The 18,883-nt window shown below is 34.1% G+C and carries 15 protein-coding genes; 8 read left to right on the top strand and 7 right to left on the bottom strand.

All coding sequences use genetic code 11. The annotated features are described in order from the left end of the window. Positions 1–59: 59 nt before the first annotated feature. Genes MR053_RS11565 through tgt form a run of 4 tightly spaced genes read right to left on the bottom strand, consistent with a single transcriptional unit; the run spans position 60 to position 4,160 of the window. A complete protein-coding gene (locus MR053_RS11565) occupies positions 60–1,013 on the bottom strand; it encodes an acetyl-CoA carboxylase carboxyltransferase subunit alpha (RefSeq protein ID WP_242132593.1) in 954 nt (317 codons plus the stop codon). A gap of 57 nt (positions 1,014–1,070) precedes the next feature. Beyond that, positions 1,071–1,967 (bottom strand): DMT family transporter, encoded by an 897-nt coding sequence (locus MR053_RS11560; protein WP_242132592.1) that lies wholly within the window; start codon positions 1,965–1,967, stop codon positions 1,071–1,073. Next, positions 1,954–3,030 carry an LptF/LptG family permease gene (locus tag MR053_RS11555; protein ID WP_242132591.1) on the bottom strand — a complete coding sequence of 359 codons (1,077 nt, stop codon included), beginning with the start codon at positions 3,028–3,030 and terminating at the stop codon, positions 1,954–1,956. Before MR053_RS11555 ends, MR053_RS11560 begins: the two co-directional genes overlap by 14 nt. Beyond that, positions 3,030–4,160, bottom strand: a complete 1,131-nt coding sequence (gene tgt, locus MR053_RS11550) for a tRNA guanosine(34) transglycosylase Tgt (protein WP_242132590.1) — start codon at positions 4,158–4,160, stop codon at positions 3,030–3,032. The genes MR053_RS11555 and tgt overlap by 1 nt, the downstream gene beginning before the upstream one ends. Positions 4,161–4,446: 286 nt before the next feature. Here tgt and MR053_RS11545 point away from each other — a divergent pair, with 286 nt between their 5' ends. The 3 genes from MR053_RS11545 (at position 4,447) to MR053_RS11535 (ending at position 6,962) form a co-directional block, all read left to right on the top strand. Beyond that, on the top strand, positions 4,447–5,292 hold the full coding sequence (locus MR053_RS11545; protein ID WP_242132589.1) for a transketolase: 846 nt from the start codon (positions 4,447–4,449) through the stop codon (positions 5,290–5,292). Positions 5,293–5,313: 21 nt separating this feature from the next. Next, positions 5,314–6,267, top strand: a complete 954-nt coding sequence (locus MR053_RS11540; protein ID WP_242132588.1) for a transketolase family protein — start codon at positions 5,314–5,316, stop codon at positions 6,265–6,267. A 107-nt stretch (positions 6,268–6,374) separates the two neighbouring features. Next, complete coding sequence (locus MR053_RS11535) at positions 6,375–6,962, top strand: outer membrane beta-barrel protein (RefSeq protein WP_242132587.1); 588 nt, start codon at positions 6,375–6,377, stop codon at positions 6,960–6,962. Positions 6,963–7,017: 55 nt separating this feature from the next. Here MR053_RS11535 and MR053_RS11530 read toward each other — a convergent pair whose 3' ends face one another. From MR053_RS11530 to MR053_RS11520, 3 genes are all read right to left on the bottom strand, one after another. Continuing rightward, a complete protein-coding gene (locus MR053_RS11530) occupies positions 7,018–8,718 on the bottom strand; it encodes a sodium:solute symporter family protein (protein WP_242132599.1) in 1,701 nt (566 codons plus the stop codon). A 19-nt stretch (positions 8,719–8,737) separates the two neighbouring features. After that, positions 8,738–8,992, bottom strand: coding sequence for a DUF4212 domain-containing protein (locus MR053_RS11525; RefSeq protein WP_242132586.1), 255 nt, complete (start codon positions 8,990–8,992; stop codon positions 8,738–8,740). A gap of 63 nt (positions 8,993–9,055) precedes the next feature. After that, positions 9,056–10,414 (bottom strand): alanine/glycine:cation symporter family protein, encoded by a 1,359-nt coding sequence (locus tag MR053_RS11520; protein ID WP_242132585.1) that lies wholly within the window; start codon positions 10,412–10,414, stop codon positions 9,056–9,058. A 79-nt stretch (positions 10,415–10,493) separates the two neighbouring features. Here MR053_RS11520 and MR053_RS11515 point away from each other — a divergent pair, with 79 nt between their 5' ends. The 5 genes from MR053_RS11515 to MR053_RS11495 all read left to right on the top strand — a co-directional run bounded on the left by MR053_RS11515 (position 10,494) and on the right by MR053_RS11495 (position 18,875). Beyond that, positions 10,494–11,582: a heparan-alpha-glucosaminide N-acetyltransferase domain-containing protein gene (locus MR053_RS11515; RefSeq protein ID WP_242132584.1), complete on the top strand. Its 1,089-nt coding sequence runs from the start codon at positions 10,494–10,496 to the stop codon at positions 11,580–11,582. 2 nt (positions 11,583–11,584) lie between these two features. Further along, positions 11,585–11,953, top strand: a complete 369-nt coding sequence (locus MR053_RS11510; RefSeq protein WP_242132583.1) for a TfoX/Sxy family protein — start codon at positions 11,585–11,587, stop codon at positions 11,951–11,953. Between the two features lie 309 nt (positions 11,954–12,262). Next, positions 12,263–12,946, top strand: a complete 684-nt coding sequence (locus MR053_RS11505) for an MORN repeat-containing protein (RefSeq protein ID WP_242132582.1) — start codon at positions 12,263–12,265, stop codon at positions 12,944–12,946. Positions 12,947–13,401: 455 nt separating this feature from the next. Next, a complete protein-coding gene (locus MR053_RS11500) occupies positions 13,402–17,400 on the top strand; it encodes an FG-GAP-like repeat-containing protein (protein ID WP_242132581.1) in 3,999 nt (1,332 codons plus the stop codon). Between the two features lie 101 nt (positions 17,401–17,501). Next, positions 17,502–18,875, top strand: a complete 1,374-nt coding sequence (locus MR053_RS11495; protein ID WP_242132580.1) for a TlpA family protein disulfide reductase — start codon at positions 17,502–17,504, stop codon at positions 18,873–18,875. Positions 18,876–18,883: the final 8 nt, after the last annotated feature.

Below are 18,883 nucleotides of genomic sequence, written 5' to 3'. Positions count from 1 at the left end.
CCATAAAAAAATCTGAAGTTAATACTTCAGATTTCTATTAAGGTATGATTTTAAAAGGGTTACCCTTTGAATACACCCATGTTTGAATATTTTTCCATACGTTGATCAACTAATTCTTTTGGTGATAAGTTTTTAAACTCCCCATAAGAATTAACAATGGCATCACTAACCAATTCAAATGCCTTTTCACGATTTCTATGTGCACCTCCCAAAGGTTCTTTTATTATATCGTCCACTAATTTTAGCTTCTTCATATCATTAGCAGTCAATTTTAATGCTTCAGCAGCTTGTTCTTTATACTCCCAACTACGCCATAAAATGGATGAGCAAGATTCTGGAGAGATTACAGAATACCATGTATTTTCCAACATTAAAACCTTATCGCCAACACCAATTCCTAAAGCACCACCTGAAGCACCTTCACCAATAATAACTGTTATGATAGGTACTTTTAGTCTGGTCATTTCCAAAATATTACGTGCAATGGCTTCTCCTTGTCCTCGTTCTTCAGCTTCCAGTCCTGGATAGGCTCCAGGTGTATCTAAAATAGTTACAACAGGAATACCAAATTTCTCGGCTGATTTCATCAATCTTAGAGCTTTGCGATAGCCTTCAGGATTTGCCATCCCAAAATTTCTATACTGCCTAGTCTTGGTATTATACCCTTTTTGTTGACCAATAAACATAAAGCTTTGATCGCCAATTTTTCCCAATCCACCTATCATCGCCTTATCGTCCTTAAAGTTTCTATCGCCATGCAGCTCTAAAAACGAACTACCACAAATGGCACGAATATAATCTAAGGTATAAGGCCTATCAGGATGTCGGGAAAGCTGGACACGTTGCCAAGCTGTTAGGTTTTTGTATATTTCTTTACGGGTTTCTTTTAACTTTTTTTCTATTTGCTTGCAAGTTTGGGTAACGTCCACATCACTCTCTTCACCTATGACCTTACACTTCTGCAATTGTTCTTCAAGTTCTTTTATTGGAAGTTCAAACTCTAAATATTCCATAAAAATTCCTAGTTTTAGTTAGCCTACAAATATAAAAACTTTAATCGTCTTAAATAGTTAAGTATCCTTTCTTTTTAAATATCTCAAATTTTTTATAATCCCATTTAACAGTACCGTACTAATTATTATTACTGCCCCATAATAAAATGAGTTACTCATTTTCTCCTTTTCTGGAAATAAAATAACTGCCATTATAATGCCATAAACAGGCTCTAAATTATAGGTTAATACAACCGTGAAAGGACTAATTAGCTTCATAACATAAACCGAAGCAATAAATGCATAAGCGGTACATACTGAAGCCAGAATAAAAAGATACCAAAAATCTGCTGCACTCAATAAAAAAAAATCTGTTGAAAATCCACCATCAAAAAGCATAATAAAAATTGAAATGAACGCTACACCACTAATAAACTCATAAAACGAAATAACCGTAGCGGTGTGTTGCCTTAAAAATTTACCATTTAACACTGCAAACAATGATGATAAAAAAGCTGATGTGATACCGAGTATCATACCGGATAAATATTTTATCTCACTTTGTGTTATGATATATACCCCAGCGATGACAAATATTCCGAAAAGAATTTCATACCAAATAATCTTTCGCTTATATATTAATGGTTCAATTAAGGAGGCAAAAAAGGCTCCTGTTGAAAACATAGCCAATGCAATAGACACATTGGCAACATCGATTGCACCAAAAAAGGTTATCCAATGCAAAGCAATTATAATTCCAGCAATTGAAAACCGTAAAATAGCTTTAAGAGAAATCTTTGATTTTACCTTAGCCATTTTTATGTAAGCAAATACTAAAATACTAGCCATTAACATTCTAAACCATACCAATGGTATGGCCTTAATGGATATTAATTCGCCTAAAATGGCTGTAAAACCAGCAATAAATACTAAAAAATGTAGATGTAAGTAGTTTTTTATTCTATCGTTTGGCATTCCTTAGTAGGTATAAAGCTAAAATACCAAAAATAAAATTAGGAAACCAAACTGCAATTACCGGTGGAAAATCAGATTGTTCTGCCATAACCCCAAATATTTTATCGAAGAACACAAATACCATGGCTATACAAATCCCTACGGCTAAATTTACGCCCATGCCCCCACGTCGTTTTATAGATGATACGGCTACAGCAATAATAGTCAATATAAATACTGAAACCGGTAAACTCCACTTCCTATACTTCACTAACTTATATCTACCAATATTCGAAGAGCCTCTTAATTCTTCTTTCTCAATAAATTCATTAAGTTCTTTATACCCCAATGTCTCAGCTATATATATAACAGGTGTTAAATCGTCTACATCAAATGAAAAAATGGTATCTTTACTTTTACTTTCTTCAATTATATCATTTACTTCACCAACTTTTCGTTTTACATAATTTGTAAGTCTATAAATGGAATCCTCTTCAATGTATTTAATATTATTGGCATCTATTTTATACACTAACTTATTGTCTTCAAAATGCTCGAATACAAAATTTCTTCCTATTTTATTTTTAACATCAAAACTACTTACGTAAATAATATCGTTATCGTTTAATTGTCTGTAAACATTTGTGTTTTCAACTGCTGTTCTCCCCTTTTTTAAATATTTATAACTAAAATCGTTAAATCCTTCACTTGCACTTGGCGCCAAATACAATCCTAAAACAATAGATAAAATGGCAACAACAAAAGCGCCTATTAAATAAGGCCTTAAAAATCGTGTGAAAGACACTCCAGAGCTTAAAAAGGCAATAACTTCAGTATTATTGGCTAGTTTAGAAGTAAACCAAATAACCGATAAAAACAAAAAAAGTGGAAACAACAAATGGGCAAAATAAATGGTAAAGTCTAAAAAATAGAGCATCACCTCAGCAAAAGGCACCTCATTTTCTAAAATTTTACCAATCTTTTCAGCAAGGTGTACCGTTATTCCAATGGGAATAAACAGTAATAACATCATTAAAAATGTAAAGATATAGCGCTTTAATATGTACCAATCCAGTATTTTCATTACAAACGCTTATCCATTTGTTTTACCATTTTGTCTTTCCAAGTTCTAAAATCTCCAGCTAATATATGTTTTCTAGCTTCCCTAACCAACCATAAATAAAAACCTAAATTATGTATGGTTGCAATTTGTTTGCCCAAAAGTTCATTAACCGAAAACAAATGTTTTAAATAGGCTTTACAGTACTCAGTATCTACAAATGTTATGCCCATTTCATCAATAGGTGAAAAATCGGTTTCCCATTTTTTATTTTTGATGTTGATTGTACCATTAGCTGTAAATAACATGCCGTTTCTGGCATTGCGGGTTGGCATCACACAATCGAACATATCAATACCTAATGCAATATTCTCTAAAATATTAATAGGTGTTCCTACGCCCATTAAATAACGTGGTTTGTCTTCTGGTAAAATATGACAAACCACATCGGTCATTGCATACATCTCTTCCGCCGGTTCTCCTACCGACAACCCTCCTATGGCATTTCCAACAGCTCCTGAATTGGCAATATACTCTGCCGATTGCTGACGTAAATCCTTATAGGTACTGCCCTGCACTATTGGAAAAAAAGCTTGATCATAATCATATTTTAACGGTGTTTTATCTAAATGGGCAATACACCTGTCCAGCCAACGATGTGTCATGTGCATAGAACGTTTTGCATAGCTGTAATCACATGGGTATGGTGTACACTCATCAAAGGCCATAATAATATCTGCTCCTATACTACGTTGAATCTCCATTACATTTTCAGGTGTAAACACATGATAACTTCCATCGATATGTGACTTGAACTTAACGCCTTCCTCTTTAATCTTTCGGTTTGCAGACAAGGAATACACTTGGTAGCCGCCAGAATCGGTTAAAATGTTCCTATCCCAATTCATAAACTTATGCAATCCACCTGCTTTTTCTAAAATATCGGTTTGGGGCCTTAGGTATAAATGATAAGTATTTCCTAATATAATATCTGGATTAATGTCATTTTTAAGCTCTCTTTGGTGAACTCCTTTTACTGAAGCAACTGTACCCACGGGCATAAAAATTGGTGTTTCAATTACACCATGGTCTGTGGTTATACTTCCTGCCCTTGCTTTACTTTGGGAGTCTTTTCCTTTTAATTCAAATTTCATGTGTTGCATTTATTGCTCATTCATACGGAACACTTCTAATATGCTCAGTTCAATCATGTAACATCCATATAAACATTATCAAAAAAGGGATAAAGATTTGCTTTGGATGTTCCTTTCTAAGAAAATCAACAGGGAACAAATATAGGCAACTATATGTGACCTATTTCTTAATAAAATCAAAATTGTTAGCAAATCACAATAAATCGTTAATAAATGGATGAAATCCCTTTTTTTAAATCTTAATAAACCCTTACTTTTGTGGCTTAAAATTTTTAAGAATTAAAAAATGCCAAACACGCAGTATTTAAACGATTTAACGACACAAGTACGTAGAGATATTTTACGTATGGTTCACAAAGTAAATTCAGGACACCCAGGAGGGTCATTGGGTTGTGCTGAATTTTTTGTTTGCTTGTACAACAACATTATGGATAGAAAAGAAAGCTTTGATATGGATGGTATTGAAGAAGATCTTTTCTTTTTATCAAATGGTCATATTTCACCTGTTTATTATAGTGTTTTGGCAAGAGCAGGATATTTTCCTGTTGAAGAATTGAATACGTTCCGATTAATAGATTCGCGTTTACAAGGACATCCAACAACCCATGAAGGTTTACCTGGCGTGCGTATTGCATCAGGATCTTTGGGACAAGGCATGAGTGTAGCTATTGGAGCAGCACAAGCTAAAAAGCTAAACAATGACAACCACTTAATATATTCGCTTCATGGGGACGGTGAGTTACAGGAAGGACAAAATTGGGAAGCCATTATGTATGCTTCTGCCAAAAAAGTGGACAACCTGATCGCTACTGTGGACCTAAACGGAAAACAAATTGATGGTGATACCGATGAGGTACTTAATATGGGAAATGTTAAAGCCAAATTTGAAGCTTTTGGATGGACCGTTTTAGAAATTAAAGAAGGTAATAACATTGAAGCCATTTTAAAAGGCATGGCAAATGCCAAAGCTGAAACTGGAAAAGGAAAGCCTGTTTGTGTGTTATTGCATACCGAAATGGGTAACGGTGTTGATTTTATGATGCATACTCATGCATGGCATGGTAAAGCCCCTAATGATGAGCAATTAGAAAGCGCATTGGCACAAAATCCTGAAACTTTAGGCGACTACTAATCCACCAAAAACAACAAATACATGAAAACTTATACATATACAGAAAAAAAAGACACAAGAAGCGGGTTTGGTGCTGGTTTGGCTGAATTAGGAAGGACCAACCCAAATGTAGTTGCACTTTGTGCCGATTTAATTGGTTCGTTAAAAATGGACCAATTTATAAAAGAAAATCCAGAGCGCTTTTTTCAAGTAGGTATCGCTGAAGCTAATATGATGGGTATTGCTGCTGGATTGACCGTTGGTGGAAAAATTCCTTTTACTGGAACCTTTGCAAACTTTTCAACAGGTCGTGTTTACGATCAAATTCGCCAATCAATAGCTTATTCTGGAAAAAATGTAAAAATATGTGCTTCACATGCAGGCATTACGCTTGGTGAGGATGGTGCTACTCACCAAATTCTTGAAGACATAGGCTTGATGAAAATGCTCCCAGGTATGGTAGTTATCAACCCCTGTGACTATAACCAAACTAAAGCTGCCACTATTGCTATTGCTGATTACAATGGCCCTGTCTATTTACGTTTTGGAAGACCTTCTGTTCCTATTTTCACGCCTGCCGATCAAAAATTTGAAATTGGTAAAGCTATTCAACTAACAGAAGGAACCGACGTTACCATTGTAGCGACCGGACACTTGGTTTGGGAAGCATTGGAAGCTTCAAAAGCATTACATGAAAAAGGTATTTCTGCTGAAGTGATTAACATCCACACTATAAAACCTTTAGACGAAAAAGCCATTTTAACTTCTGTTGCCAAAACAGGATGTATAGTGACTTGTGAAGAACACAACTATTTAGGTGGTTTAGGAGAAAGTGTTGCCAGGACCTTAGCATTAAATAATCCTACACCGCAAGAGTTTGTTGCAACTAATGATACTTTTGGTGAATCTGGTACACCAGCACAACTCATGAAAAAGTATGGCTTGGATAGTGAAGCCATTATCACTAAAGTAGAGGCTGTTCTAAAAAGAAAATAATAGTAATACATTTAGTTTAACAACACTTTTAAACGCTGCCAAAGAAAATAAAATGTCTTTGGCAGCGTTTTTGATTATATACAAACCTAAATCTAAAAACTTATATTATGAACAGATTAATTTTAACACCACTACTAACAATGCTTTTCGTAACAGGTATTAACGCTCAAACGTCATCAGGCTTTGGCTTTAAAGGTGGTTTGAATTATAATGCCAATGGCAAGTATTTTGAGTCTATAAGTGAAAATGCTAAAAACCCAGATAGAAACATAGGTTATCACTTAGGTATCTTTGGAAAAATTGGAAGCAAAGTTTACTTTAAGCCTGAATTGGTTTATACTAGCACCAAAAGTGATTACGACAACGACACCTTTAAAATGGAAAAAATAGACGCACCTCTTTTAGTAGGCGTTAAAGTTTTAGGAGCTGTTAGTGTTTTTGGTGGGCCTGCTTTTCAATATATTTTGGATACCGAATACGACGGCATTTCTATTAACGATATTGAAAACGATTTTACCTTAGGCTTAAACTTTGGGATTGGTCTTAATTTTAAACGCATGGGGCTAGATTTACGCTATGAAAGAGGGTTTAGCGACAATGAAGCTAAATTTTTCTTAAATAATATATCATCAAATCCAGATAGGTTAGACACACGTCCAGACCAACTTATTTTAAGTTTGTCTTTTATCTTATAACCCTTTAAGATTTTATTTTATACCCGACAGGTTTACAAACCTGTCGGGTCTTTTTTTAATGTCTTTTGGCTTTCCCAACTCCGCTAGGAATTCTAATTTTTTCTACAATGTTTTGTACGCGCTTGGGTGGTTTTGGTGTAAACTTCATAATAGAAATAGATACAATAAAATTCAACATCATAGCGACCGATCCAAATCCTTCGGGAGAAATACCAAACCACCATTCACTTTTATCGGGCAAGGTTTCATCAAACCATCCTAATTTATATTTTATCATATATAATAGCATCGACACAATACCAACAATCATACCTGCTATTGCACCTTCCTTGTTCATACGTTTGTAAAAAATACCTAATATAATAGCTGGAAAAAACGATGCCGCAGCCAGTCCAAAGGCTAAAGCCACAACAGCTGCCACAAAACCTGGTGGATTGATTCCAAAATATCCAGCCACACAAACAGCACCTACTGCCGATATGCGAGCAGTTACCAATTCCCCTTTTTCTGAAATTTTTGGGTTAATGATTTTTTTAATTAAATCATGTGATACTGATGCTGATATCACCAATAGCAATCCTGCTGCTGTTGATAATGCTGCTGCCAATCCTCCAGCTGCAACCAAGGCAATCACCCAATTGGGTAGTTTAGCAATTTCGGGATTCGCTAACACCATAATATCACGATCTACAATTAGTTCATTTTTGCTAACATCAGCTACATATTGAATACGACCATCGTTATTTTTATCGGTAAAGCCAATTAATCCTGTTGTTTCCCATTTTTTAAACCAATCAGGAACACCTTCATAAGGTTTATTGGATACTGTTTCAATCATATTGGTTCGGGCAAAAACAGCTACTGCAGGTGCCGTAGTATATAAAATTACAATTAGCAATAGAGCTATTCCTGCCGATTTACGGGCATCCCTTACTCTTTTCACCGTAAAAAAACGAACAATCACATGGGGCAAGCCAGCTGTACCTACCATTAACGCTAAGGTGATAGCAAATACATCGATCATGGATTTGGAGCCTTCGGTATATTCTTCAAAACCTAATTGTGTACTCAATCCATCCAGCTTATCCAAAAGATAAGTACCGGAACCATCGGCCAATTCACTGCCAAATCCTAATTGCGGAATGGGATTACCAGTCATTTGTATGGAAATAAAAATAGCAGGTACCATAAAGGCAAAAATCAGCACACAGTATTGTGCTACTTGGGTATAGGTAATGCCTTTCATGCCCCCCAAAACGGCATAAAACAACACGATAAACATTCCAATAATTACTCCTGTGTCAATATTGACTTCCAAAAATCTTGAAAATACAATACCCACACCACGCATTTGCCCAGCAACATAGGTAAACGATACCAACAAAGCACAAAATACAGCGACTAACCGTGCTGTTTTGGAATAATAACGATCACCTATAAAATCGGGTACAGTAAATTTTCCAAACTTTCTTAAATAAGGCGCCAGCAATAATGCCAACAAAACATAACCTCCTGTCCAACCCATGAGGTAAACGGCACCATCGTACCCAGCAAAGGATATAATCCCTGCCATAGAAATAAAAGAAGCTGCACTCATCCAATCGGCTGCTGTGGCCATTCCATTGGCCCACGGGGAAACACCTCCACCTGCTACGTAGAAATCCTTGGTGGAATTGGCTCTAGACCAAATAGCAATGCCAATGTACAATGCAAAGGTTAATCCCACCAAAATATAGGTCCATTTTTGGACACCAATGCCTTCCAGCACCATCATACTACTTATCATAGCCATATTTTTTATCGAGTTTATTCATTAAACGCACATATACAAATATGAGGACGACGAATACATACATGGACCCTTGTTGGGCAAACCAAAAGCCTAGTTTGAATCCTGCTATTTTAATTTTATTTAATTCGTCCTTAAACAGTATCCCTGCTCCATAGGATACCAAAAACCAAATGGTCAAAAGAATTAAAACATACCTGATGTTTTCTTTCCAATAGGCTTTTGCATTATTTTTAGTCATACTTTAATTGGTTTGGTTAATTATTTTTGGTTAGTATTTACAACACATTTGATTAATTGAAAATTATTTAACTTTTTGAAAATACACTCTAATTTCTTTCACCACCCTTGGTGCCATGATTAAAGTTGCTGTCATGGTTGGTATGGCCATGAGGGCAAAAAAACCATCAATTAAGTTTATCATCATACTTAATGTTGTGGTAGCTCCTAAAATAATGCTTACAATATATAAATATTTGTAAAAGTGCTTATTATGGTTACCAAAAAGAAACGCCATACACTTGGTACCATAGTAAGAATAGGAAAACAAGGATGAAATGCTAAAAACCGATATACACAACATCAGCACATAGTGTCCTATAGTTGGCATGGCTTTAGCAAAAGCCGATGCGGTTAAACTTACCCCATTGGTGTCGGTAGTTTGCCATACTCCAGTAACTAAAATAGCCAAGGCCGTAAGTGTACAAACCACAAGCGTATCTATTGCAGGACCAAGCATAGCAACTAGTCCTTCCCTTATAGGTTCATTGGTCTTGGTCGCACCATGGGCCATAGGCGCTGTACCTATACCTGCTTCATTCGAAAAGGCACCTCGACGAATGCCCAATAAAATCAAACCGCCAAAAGCTCCTCCTAAGAAGGAATCACCTGTAAAGTGCTTTGCAGAAAACGCATCAGTAAAAATCATTAGGAAATATTTTGGTACAACTTCAGAATTGATAACCAAAATAATCAGTACCGAAATAAAGTAGAGCAGCACCATAGCAGGAACCAATTTAGCAGCCGTTTGACTAATTCGTTTTAAACCTCCAAGAATAACTATTGAAGTAATCACAACTAAAACTAGTCCAATTACTGTATTAGAAAATAGCCCTACTTTGACACCATTGGGAATCAATAGTATATCGTTAACAGCCTGGGTCAATTGGTTCACGTTAAAAACGGGCAAAGCACCAACCAAACCACTAAAGCTGAACATAACCGCCAACGGTTTCCAAATTGTTCCCAAACCTTCAACTATAAAATACATGGGGCCACCTTGCAACTCACCTGCACTATCTTTACCACGATACATAATAGCCAATGATGCAGTAAAAAATTTGGTGGACATTCCTATAATAGCACTTATCCACATCCAAAATATAGCACCTGGGCCTCCTATAGAAATAGCTACAGCTACCCCAGCTATATTACCCATTCCTACCGTAGCTGATAATGCCGTAGTTAAAGCCTGAAAATGGCTAATTTGCCCTGAATTGTTGGGATTGTCATATTTACCACGCAGTACCTGAATGGCATGCCCTAAATATCGAAATGGCAAAAAACGAGATAAAATCAATAGATATAGTCCACCTCCTATTAATAGCACCAACAAAGGAAAACCCCACACAAACGATGAAAAATCATTTAGGAATTGCTCCATAAAAGTCCTATTGATTCAAAAATATTTTATAAATATATCATTTTAGCTGAGTATATTTACCCTAACCAAACCAATTATTTTGCAAACCATTAGACTGTATTTTATTGATACTGTTAGGGCATTTGCCATTTTAATGATGCTCCAAGGGCATTTTATTGACACCTTAATAGATCCTATTTACAGAGACCCATCGAATACTATTTATGCCATTTGGGTTTATTTTCGCGGCATAACGGCCCCTACATTCTTTACCATTTCAGGAATGGTATTTATGTATTTATTATTGAGGGCTTATGTAAAAGGGGATGATAAACCTAGAATTAAAAAAGGGCTGTTAAGGGGGCTACTACTTTTAGGCATTGGTTACAGCCTACGTATCAATCTAATTGGTTGGTTAACCGGACATTTTAACTTTAATTTTTTAGCTGTAGATGTACTGCAATGTATTGGTTTATCATTAATTATTTTGGTAGGACTCTATGTTATACTAAAAAGACAATCTTATGTTTTGTCTTTGGTACTAGCCCTATTGGGGACTGCCTGCTTCTTGACCGAACCACTATATAGAACCCTATCGTTACCCTCGGTTCCATTGTTCATAGGAAACTATATGAGCAAATCACACGGTTCGGTATTTACTATATTACCCTGGTTTGGCTATATGGCCTATGGTGCATGGCTTGCCACGGTATTTTTTAGGCATTTGCAAAAACCAAAATTTAAATTGTTTACCATTATTGCTTTTTTTGTTATTGGAGGGTTACTCATTAATTGTTCGTCCTGGTTTTTAATAAAATTATACCACATGACCGGTTTTGAATTGTTAAACGCATCAGCCAACTACAATTATCTTTTTACCAGATTTGGTAACGTTTTAATACTTTTTTCAGTTTTTTATACATTCGAACGTTTTTTAAAACAATCCTTAGTTACTAAAATTGGTCAAAAAACCTTATCTATTTATGTGGTACACTTCATCATCATTTATGGTAGCTATACAGGTTATGGCTTAAAACGCTATTTTTATAAATCCTTAAACCCTACCGAAGCCATTATTGGCGCTATTGGTTTTATGCTAATAGTCTGTTTTATTGCATTTCATTATGCAAAAACCAATGCCTTTTTGTACAGTATTTTTAGGAGAATCGTAAATAAAACAAACCGTTAACCATGGCTTACGATGAATATTTAGCAGACCGCATTAGACGTCATTTAAAAATCAAGCATATCGTTTTTTCTGAACTTAAAATGATGGGGGGCTTGTGTTTTAAAATGGATGACAAAATGCTATGCGGAATCCATATCGATAAAAAATACGGTGATAGCTTATTAATGGTCCGTATAGGTGAAGCTGTATATGAAACTGAATTAAACAAACCAGAATGCCTGCCCATGGATTTTACAGGTCGTCCTATGCGTGGCTATATTTTTGTAACTCCCGAAGGTTTTGATTCTGATAACGACCTAAGCTACTGGCTAGACTTATGCGTTGCCTTTAACCCTACTGCCAAAGCCAGTAAACCAAAAAAGAAAAAATAAAGCTTAAGAATTTAGCTCTAACAAACTAATTTTTTATTTACCTCATTAAAAAAAATTAAATTTTAAAGGCATATGTTTATTGTTTTGCATTTGGTAAAAAACATGGTATAATTAAAAACTACATTCTTCATTAAGTTATTTAACAACCTTTTTTAGTAGAGCAAGAGTTGAAGCTAAAATAAAATAAATAGCATAACACTTTGAAGGTATTTCTTTTAAATTATTAGTGTATTATTTGTCGAAAGCTTATTATTGGGTATAGGGTAAATTAGTTTTTTTTCGTATTAATTAAAATGAAATAAAAATATTATGAAAAATCAACTTAATCTGTGCATGTTATTCTTTTTCTTATTAAACATTTCTTTAGTTGCTGCACAAGAAGATTGTAAGGTTTTATTGGAAAATATTTCTGGAACTTATTCTGGCGAGTGTAAAAATGGAATTGCAAATGGTATTGGTATTGCGAAGGGCATTGATTCTTATGAAGGAGAATTTAAAAAAGGATTCCCTCATGGCAATGGAATAATGACTTATACTAATGGCTCTGTTTACGAAGGTAGCTGGAAAAAAGGAAAAAGAAATGGAGAAGGCGTTTTTACAGCAAATATAGAAGGTAAAAAAGTAATTAAAAAAGGCATTTGGAAAGATGATGAATACATAGGAAAACCTAAATCTCAAATGTATAGAGTAATTACAGATATGGGTGTTCGTAATTACAAAATAAGAAAAGTTGGTGATGCTATTAATCAAGTTACTATTGAAGTTAGAGTTAATGGTCAAAGAATTAGAATACCAACAAATACTATTGGAGATAGTGGAAATTATTGGATCGATCAAGATTTAGGTATTTTTAAAGGAACCAATGTGCCTTTTGAATGTAATATGAATTATTCCTTTAACAACGTAAGTAATCCAGGAACAACTCTTGTAAATTTTAATTTTATTATTTTGGAACCAGGTGAATGGAAAGTTGAGGTAAATCATAACAACTAAATCTGTTTTCATTTATTTTTTATGAAAAACAACTACTTAAGTTTAATTTGTAAACTATTGCAATTAAAAAATTAATCCTATTAAATATGATAGTGTAGTCTGTATCCCTTCTCATTTAAAACCATTTGTATTATTGAAAATGATTAATAAATTTTAGGTTTTAAATTTTATAAATTGATTTTAGGTTAAGGGGCTATAGCCAATTTCAAAAAATTAAAAAAAACATATCTCTTAATTATTTGCAAAATGGAACAAATGTAATTACTTAAAAAGTGAGATAGAAAATTTAAATACACCTTATAAGTGAATTAAAAAAATTGTTTAATTATTTCATCAATAGCATTGTAAGAAAGTTTATTAACTAAACTATATAAATTCAGGAAAATAAAATTATTTCATTATTCTTTATGCAAATTTACAATTCAAGTTTATTTATAAAATTTACAATTTCACTATTGTTCCTTGTTCAAACAGCTGTTAACGCACAAACTTTCACAAAAACAAGTGACAGATTTGGTGATGCCGAATTTAAGGATAATAAAGGTGTTTCTGTTGCTGACTACGATAATGACAATGATTTAGATTTGTTTATAGTTTCTAGTTCTTTAGATGAGGAAGGCAAACCATTTACATATAGTAGATTATTTAAAAACAATAACAATGGTACATTTACAAACGTTACACAAGAAGCTAGATTAAATAATTTATATAGTGAACCAATAGGTGAAATAAATCAGATACCTGCATATATAGGATATAAGTTTGGCGCTTCATGGGGCGATTTTAACAATGATGGATATCCAGATTTATTTTTAACAAATGCTTACAAAGTACAATTGTATAAGAATAATGGGGATGGAACATTTGCTAATATTACCACTAGTGCAGGTTTCCCCTCAATTGACAACTGTGCCAATACCACTGCCACTTGGTTTGACTATAACAATGATGGTTTTTTAGATATTTATATAGCAGACTTTAAGTCTGGTTGTGGCAATAGATTGTATAAAAACTTAGGTAATGAAACATTTACTGAAATTACTGAAAATGTTAATCTACATAATGAAGACAAAAACTCTTTTATGGCTATCCCCATCGATGTTAATAAAGATGGTTATATGGATTTATACGTTACAAATGATTTTTCTCAAGGAAATGACTTATACATAAACAATAATGGTGTTTGGTTTGTTGAAAGTTCTAGCAGTTATGGTTTAGACATAAATATTGATGCCATGGGTATTACTGTTGGAGATTATAACCTTGATAATATTTTAGATTTTTACATCACAGATACTGTAATAAACACCATTGTTAAAGGAAATTTAGATAACACCTTTCAATATTTTGGAACTTCAAATATTTATTTGCCTACAGATTGGGCTTGGGATACTCGATTTTCAGATCTTGATAATGATGGTGATGATGACCTTTTAGTATGTACTGGCGATACAATACTTGGAGAAAAGGTAAATGTAATTTACAAAAATTTACATGCCAACGGTGGAAATAATTTTGAAAACATTGCAACAGCATCAGGTATAGGTATTGAAGAAACAGTATCCTATTCCTCAGAGGTTTTTGACTATGATAATGATGGTGATCTTGATATTTTTTTTTCAAATAGTTACTTCGACACTCCTTCTACGTTTTATGATAATGATTTGATTAATGGTGTTCCAGAAGTCAGTTCAAATTGGGTTAAAATAAAACTAAAGGGGGTTTCTTCTAACAGAGACGGCATAGGTACCAAGTTAAAAATAACAACGACAAAAGGCACCTTTACGAAATACTATTCAGGAATGGGATTGTATTCTCAAAGTTTACAATCTGTACATTTTGGTTTAGGAGAAGCAGAAGAGATAACTTCTTTAAGTGTAGAATGGCCTTCAGGAATTATTGACAATTATTCAAACATAAGTGCTAATTCCCATATATTGGCTACAGAAGGTGTTAATTATCAATACTTAGGAATAAGCCCTAGTGTAAAAGTAATGGGCTGTACCGACCCAAACAGTTGTAATTATAATCCATCTGCAACCGTAGATGATGGCTCCTGTAATTATTTAGAGCCTAAACCAATCACTGGAAATAATACAAGTACTTTTTTAGCTGAAGAAAATTACACCTATCCACTAGGTTCAAATTCTACTATAGTATGGCAAGCAGAAGGAGGACACATACTAGAAGGACAAGGAACTAATACTGTAAAAATTAAATGGGACATTGCCAGTACAGGTAAAGTAATAGCTACAGAAACAGATGGCTGTTCAACTTTACCTGTTGAATTAAATATCTCTTTGTCTGCTGCTGATGTTTCTCTTAGTGGAAACGCATCTATTGCGAGGCTTTGGAATGAAGTTTTACTTGAGGCTATAAGGAATGATTTTGCTAGACCTACTGTACATGCAAGAAACTTATTCCATACCAGCATTGCCATGTATGATTCTTGGTCTGTATATGATACAACAGGAAGTAGTAAAACCTATATGTTGGGCAACCAATTAGGAAACTATTTCACTCCTTTTGGCGGGTTCACCAATTCTGGAGACCTAGAAGATAATAGAGCAAAAACATTAAGTTATGCTGTTTATGGATTATTAAAGCATAGGTTTTCTAATTCTCCGGGTAAAGAAGAATCTTATGTTTTATTCGACTTACTTATGGATGATATGGGTTACGATAAAAACTTTACATCTACTGATTATTCTGATAACAATCCTGCAGCTTTAGGAAATTATATAGCTCAAAACCTTATCAATTTTGGTTATGTTGATGGAGCCAGAGAAGCTACGGGGTATGATAATGCTTATTACCAACCGGCAAACCAACCATTACCAATAGATTTACCAGGGAACACTACGATCACAGATCCGAACAGATGGCAACCACTAAGTTTAGAAACTTTTATCGATCAAAGTGGGAATTTAATACCTGGTTCAACTCCAGACTTTTTGAGTCCCGAATGGGGAAATGTAATTCCGTTTTCACTACAGAACAATAATAAAACCACTTTTTCTCGAGATGGATCATCTTATCACGTATACCATGACCCTGGAACACCTCCATTATTGGATCCCAATACGGTTACTACAAATGGGGATAATTACAAATGGGGATTCTCATTGGTATCAATTTGGGGGTCTCATTTAGATCCTACAGATGGTGTTATGATAGACATCTCACCTAATTCTATAGGAAACATTTCTATAGACCAATTACCGACCAACATAAATGAATACCTCAATTTTTATAATACCATTGACGGTGGTGATATTGGAACAGGTTATGGCATTAATCCACATACAGGTTCACCATATGAAGAACAGATAGTTCCACGAGGGGATTATGGTAGGGTTTTAGCAGAATTTTGGGCGGATGGACCAGATTCAGAAACCCCTCCTGGACATTGGTTTACATTACTAAATTATGTGAGCGACCATGATCAATTGGTCAAAAAATTTCAAGGTCAGGGTGAAACGCTTTCCAATATAGAATGGGATGTAAAAAGTTATTTTGCTTTAGGAGGTGCGATGCACGATGCAGCTATTACGGCTTGGGGTATTAAAGGCTGGTATGACTACATAAGACCCGTTTCAGCTATTAGATATATGGCAGAAATGGGACAGTCTACTAATAGTAGCCTTAGTAATTATAATATTGCTGGTATTCCTTTAGAAAATGGTTTTATAGAAGTTGTTCAAGCAGGAGACCCCTTAGCAGGGAGTAATAACGAAAATGTAGGTAAAATTAAATTATTTACTTGGAAAGGGCACGATTATATTCCAAATCCAACTACAGATATTGCTGGAGTAGATTGGATACTTGCTGAGAACTGGATGCCATATCAGCGTCAAAGCTTTGTTACACCTCCTTTTGCTGGTTTTGTATCAGGTCATTCTACATACTCAAGAGCTGCTGCCGAAGTTTTAACTAGAATTACAGGCGACGCTTATTTTCCAGGTGGTATGGGTGAGTTTGTTGCTAAAAAAGATGAGTTTTTAGTTTTCGAAAACGGTCCTTCACAAGATGTTATTTTACAGTGGGCAACCTATAGAGATGCTTCAGACCAATGTAGTTTATCTAGAATATGGGGAGGTATTCACCCTCCAGCAGATGATATTCCTGGTAGAATTATCGGAGAACAAGTAGGTATTGATGCCTTTAATTATGCAAAGACCTATTTTGACACTACACTTTCAACTAATGATGAACACATTATTAATAGGATTGTTTACCCAAACCCTTTAGTAAATAACTTAATCAAAATTACAAATACAACAGAAACTGATGAATTTGCTCTATTAAGCATTAATGGTGTTAGTATTTCCATTGAAGATAAAAAATATATTTCAGCAAACCGTACTACAGAAATTTCGTTTTCGAATAAGCTGTCTTCCGGAATTTATTTCTTAAAGGTGAATAATCAGATCTATAAAATTATATCACCTTAATAAATAATTTTGCAACTGGTTAAAATATAAAATGAGATATGGAATAATTAATTCCCTTAACGTATAACTTTAGTAAATAACAATCCAAAATATACTTAAAAATGAGAAAAATCATATTAGCCCTTTTTGCATTGGCAGTAATATCCTGTAAGGACGAAACAACAATTGATTATGCTGTTATTTCAGGGAAAATTTTAAATAGTGATGTTACCGAACTTAATTTATCAAGTACAGATAGAAAAACAAGAAAACAACTAAAAATTGATAAAGATGGTAACTTTAGGGATACCCTAAGAGTAAACCCGGGAGTTTATAGTTTTTACGATTCAAATAATTATGATTTTATCTATATTGAAGCAGGTAACGATATTCAAATAAATTACGATGCCAAAGATTTTGCAAACACCTTAACTTTTACTGGAAAAGGTCATGAAGGTAGTAATTATCTTAGAGAAAAAAATACGTTATCTTCTGAGTTAACTGGAGATAGAAAGGAGTTTTTTAAGTTGGAAGAGGATGCGTTCAAATCTAAATGTAATGATATAAAACAAGCCAAAATAAATCTTGTTTCTAACTATGTTGGGATACCGGAATTATTTAAAGGACAGGAAGTAAAGGATATTAATTATGAGTACCTAAATACCTTAACTTCTTATGAAAGATCTCATGCCTACTATGTAGGCAGCGAAGACTTTAAGGTTTCGGATAATTTTTTAAGTGAACTAGTAAGTGTAGATTATAATAATAAAGAGGATTATGGTTTCTCTACGAATTATAAAGGCTTAGTAAAATCATTTTACAGAAAAAAAACTTCTGAGATAGTAAAAAAAGATTCTTTAGACAGGAATATTGCTTATTTAAAAGCGGTCTCCTTAGCAACAGACCCTGATATAAAGAACGACCTACTATTTGATGCAGCCATTTTTGGCATTAAATATGTTAACGATATTAATTTGTATTATGAATTATTTATCAAAGCCTCTACAAATGATGAAAATAATGATAAGATATCAGAAATTTATGAAGGCCTGATAAAATTAGCAAAAGGACAACCTTCTCCAAAGTTTTTTAATTATGAAAATGTTGATGGAGGCTCAACATCGTTAGACGATTTAAAGGGAAAATATGTTTATATTGATGTATGGGCTACTTGGTGTGGGCCATGTAAATATGAAATTCCCTTTTTAAAAGAGGTAGAAGAAGAATATCATGGAAAAAATATTCATTTCGTTAGTATTTCGGTTGATAAAATGAAAGACAAAGAGAAATGGGAAAACATGGTTAAGGATAAAGAGCTTACAGGTATCCAATTAATAGCCAATAATGACTTCAGTTCTGATTTTGTTAGAGACTATATGATTAATGCCATTCCTCAATTCATTTTATTGGACCCTAATGGTAATATTGTTGAGAAAAACGCTCCAAGGCCTTCAAATAGTAAATTAACTGAATTGTTTAATGAGTTAGGTATTTAACCCTTATA

Source organism: Aestuariivivens marinum (assembly GCF_022662175.1).
GTDB lineage: Bacteria > Bacteroidota > Bacteroidia > Flavobacteriales > Flavobacteriaceae > Aestuariivivens > Aestuariivivens marinum.
This window is presented reverse-complemented; position numbering and strand designations above follow the sequence as displayed.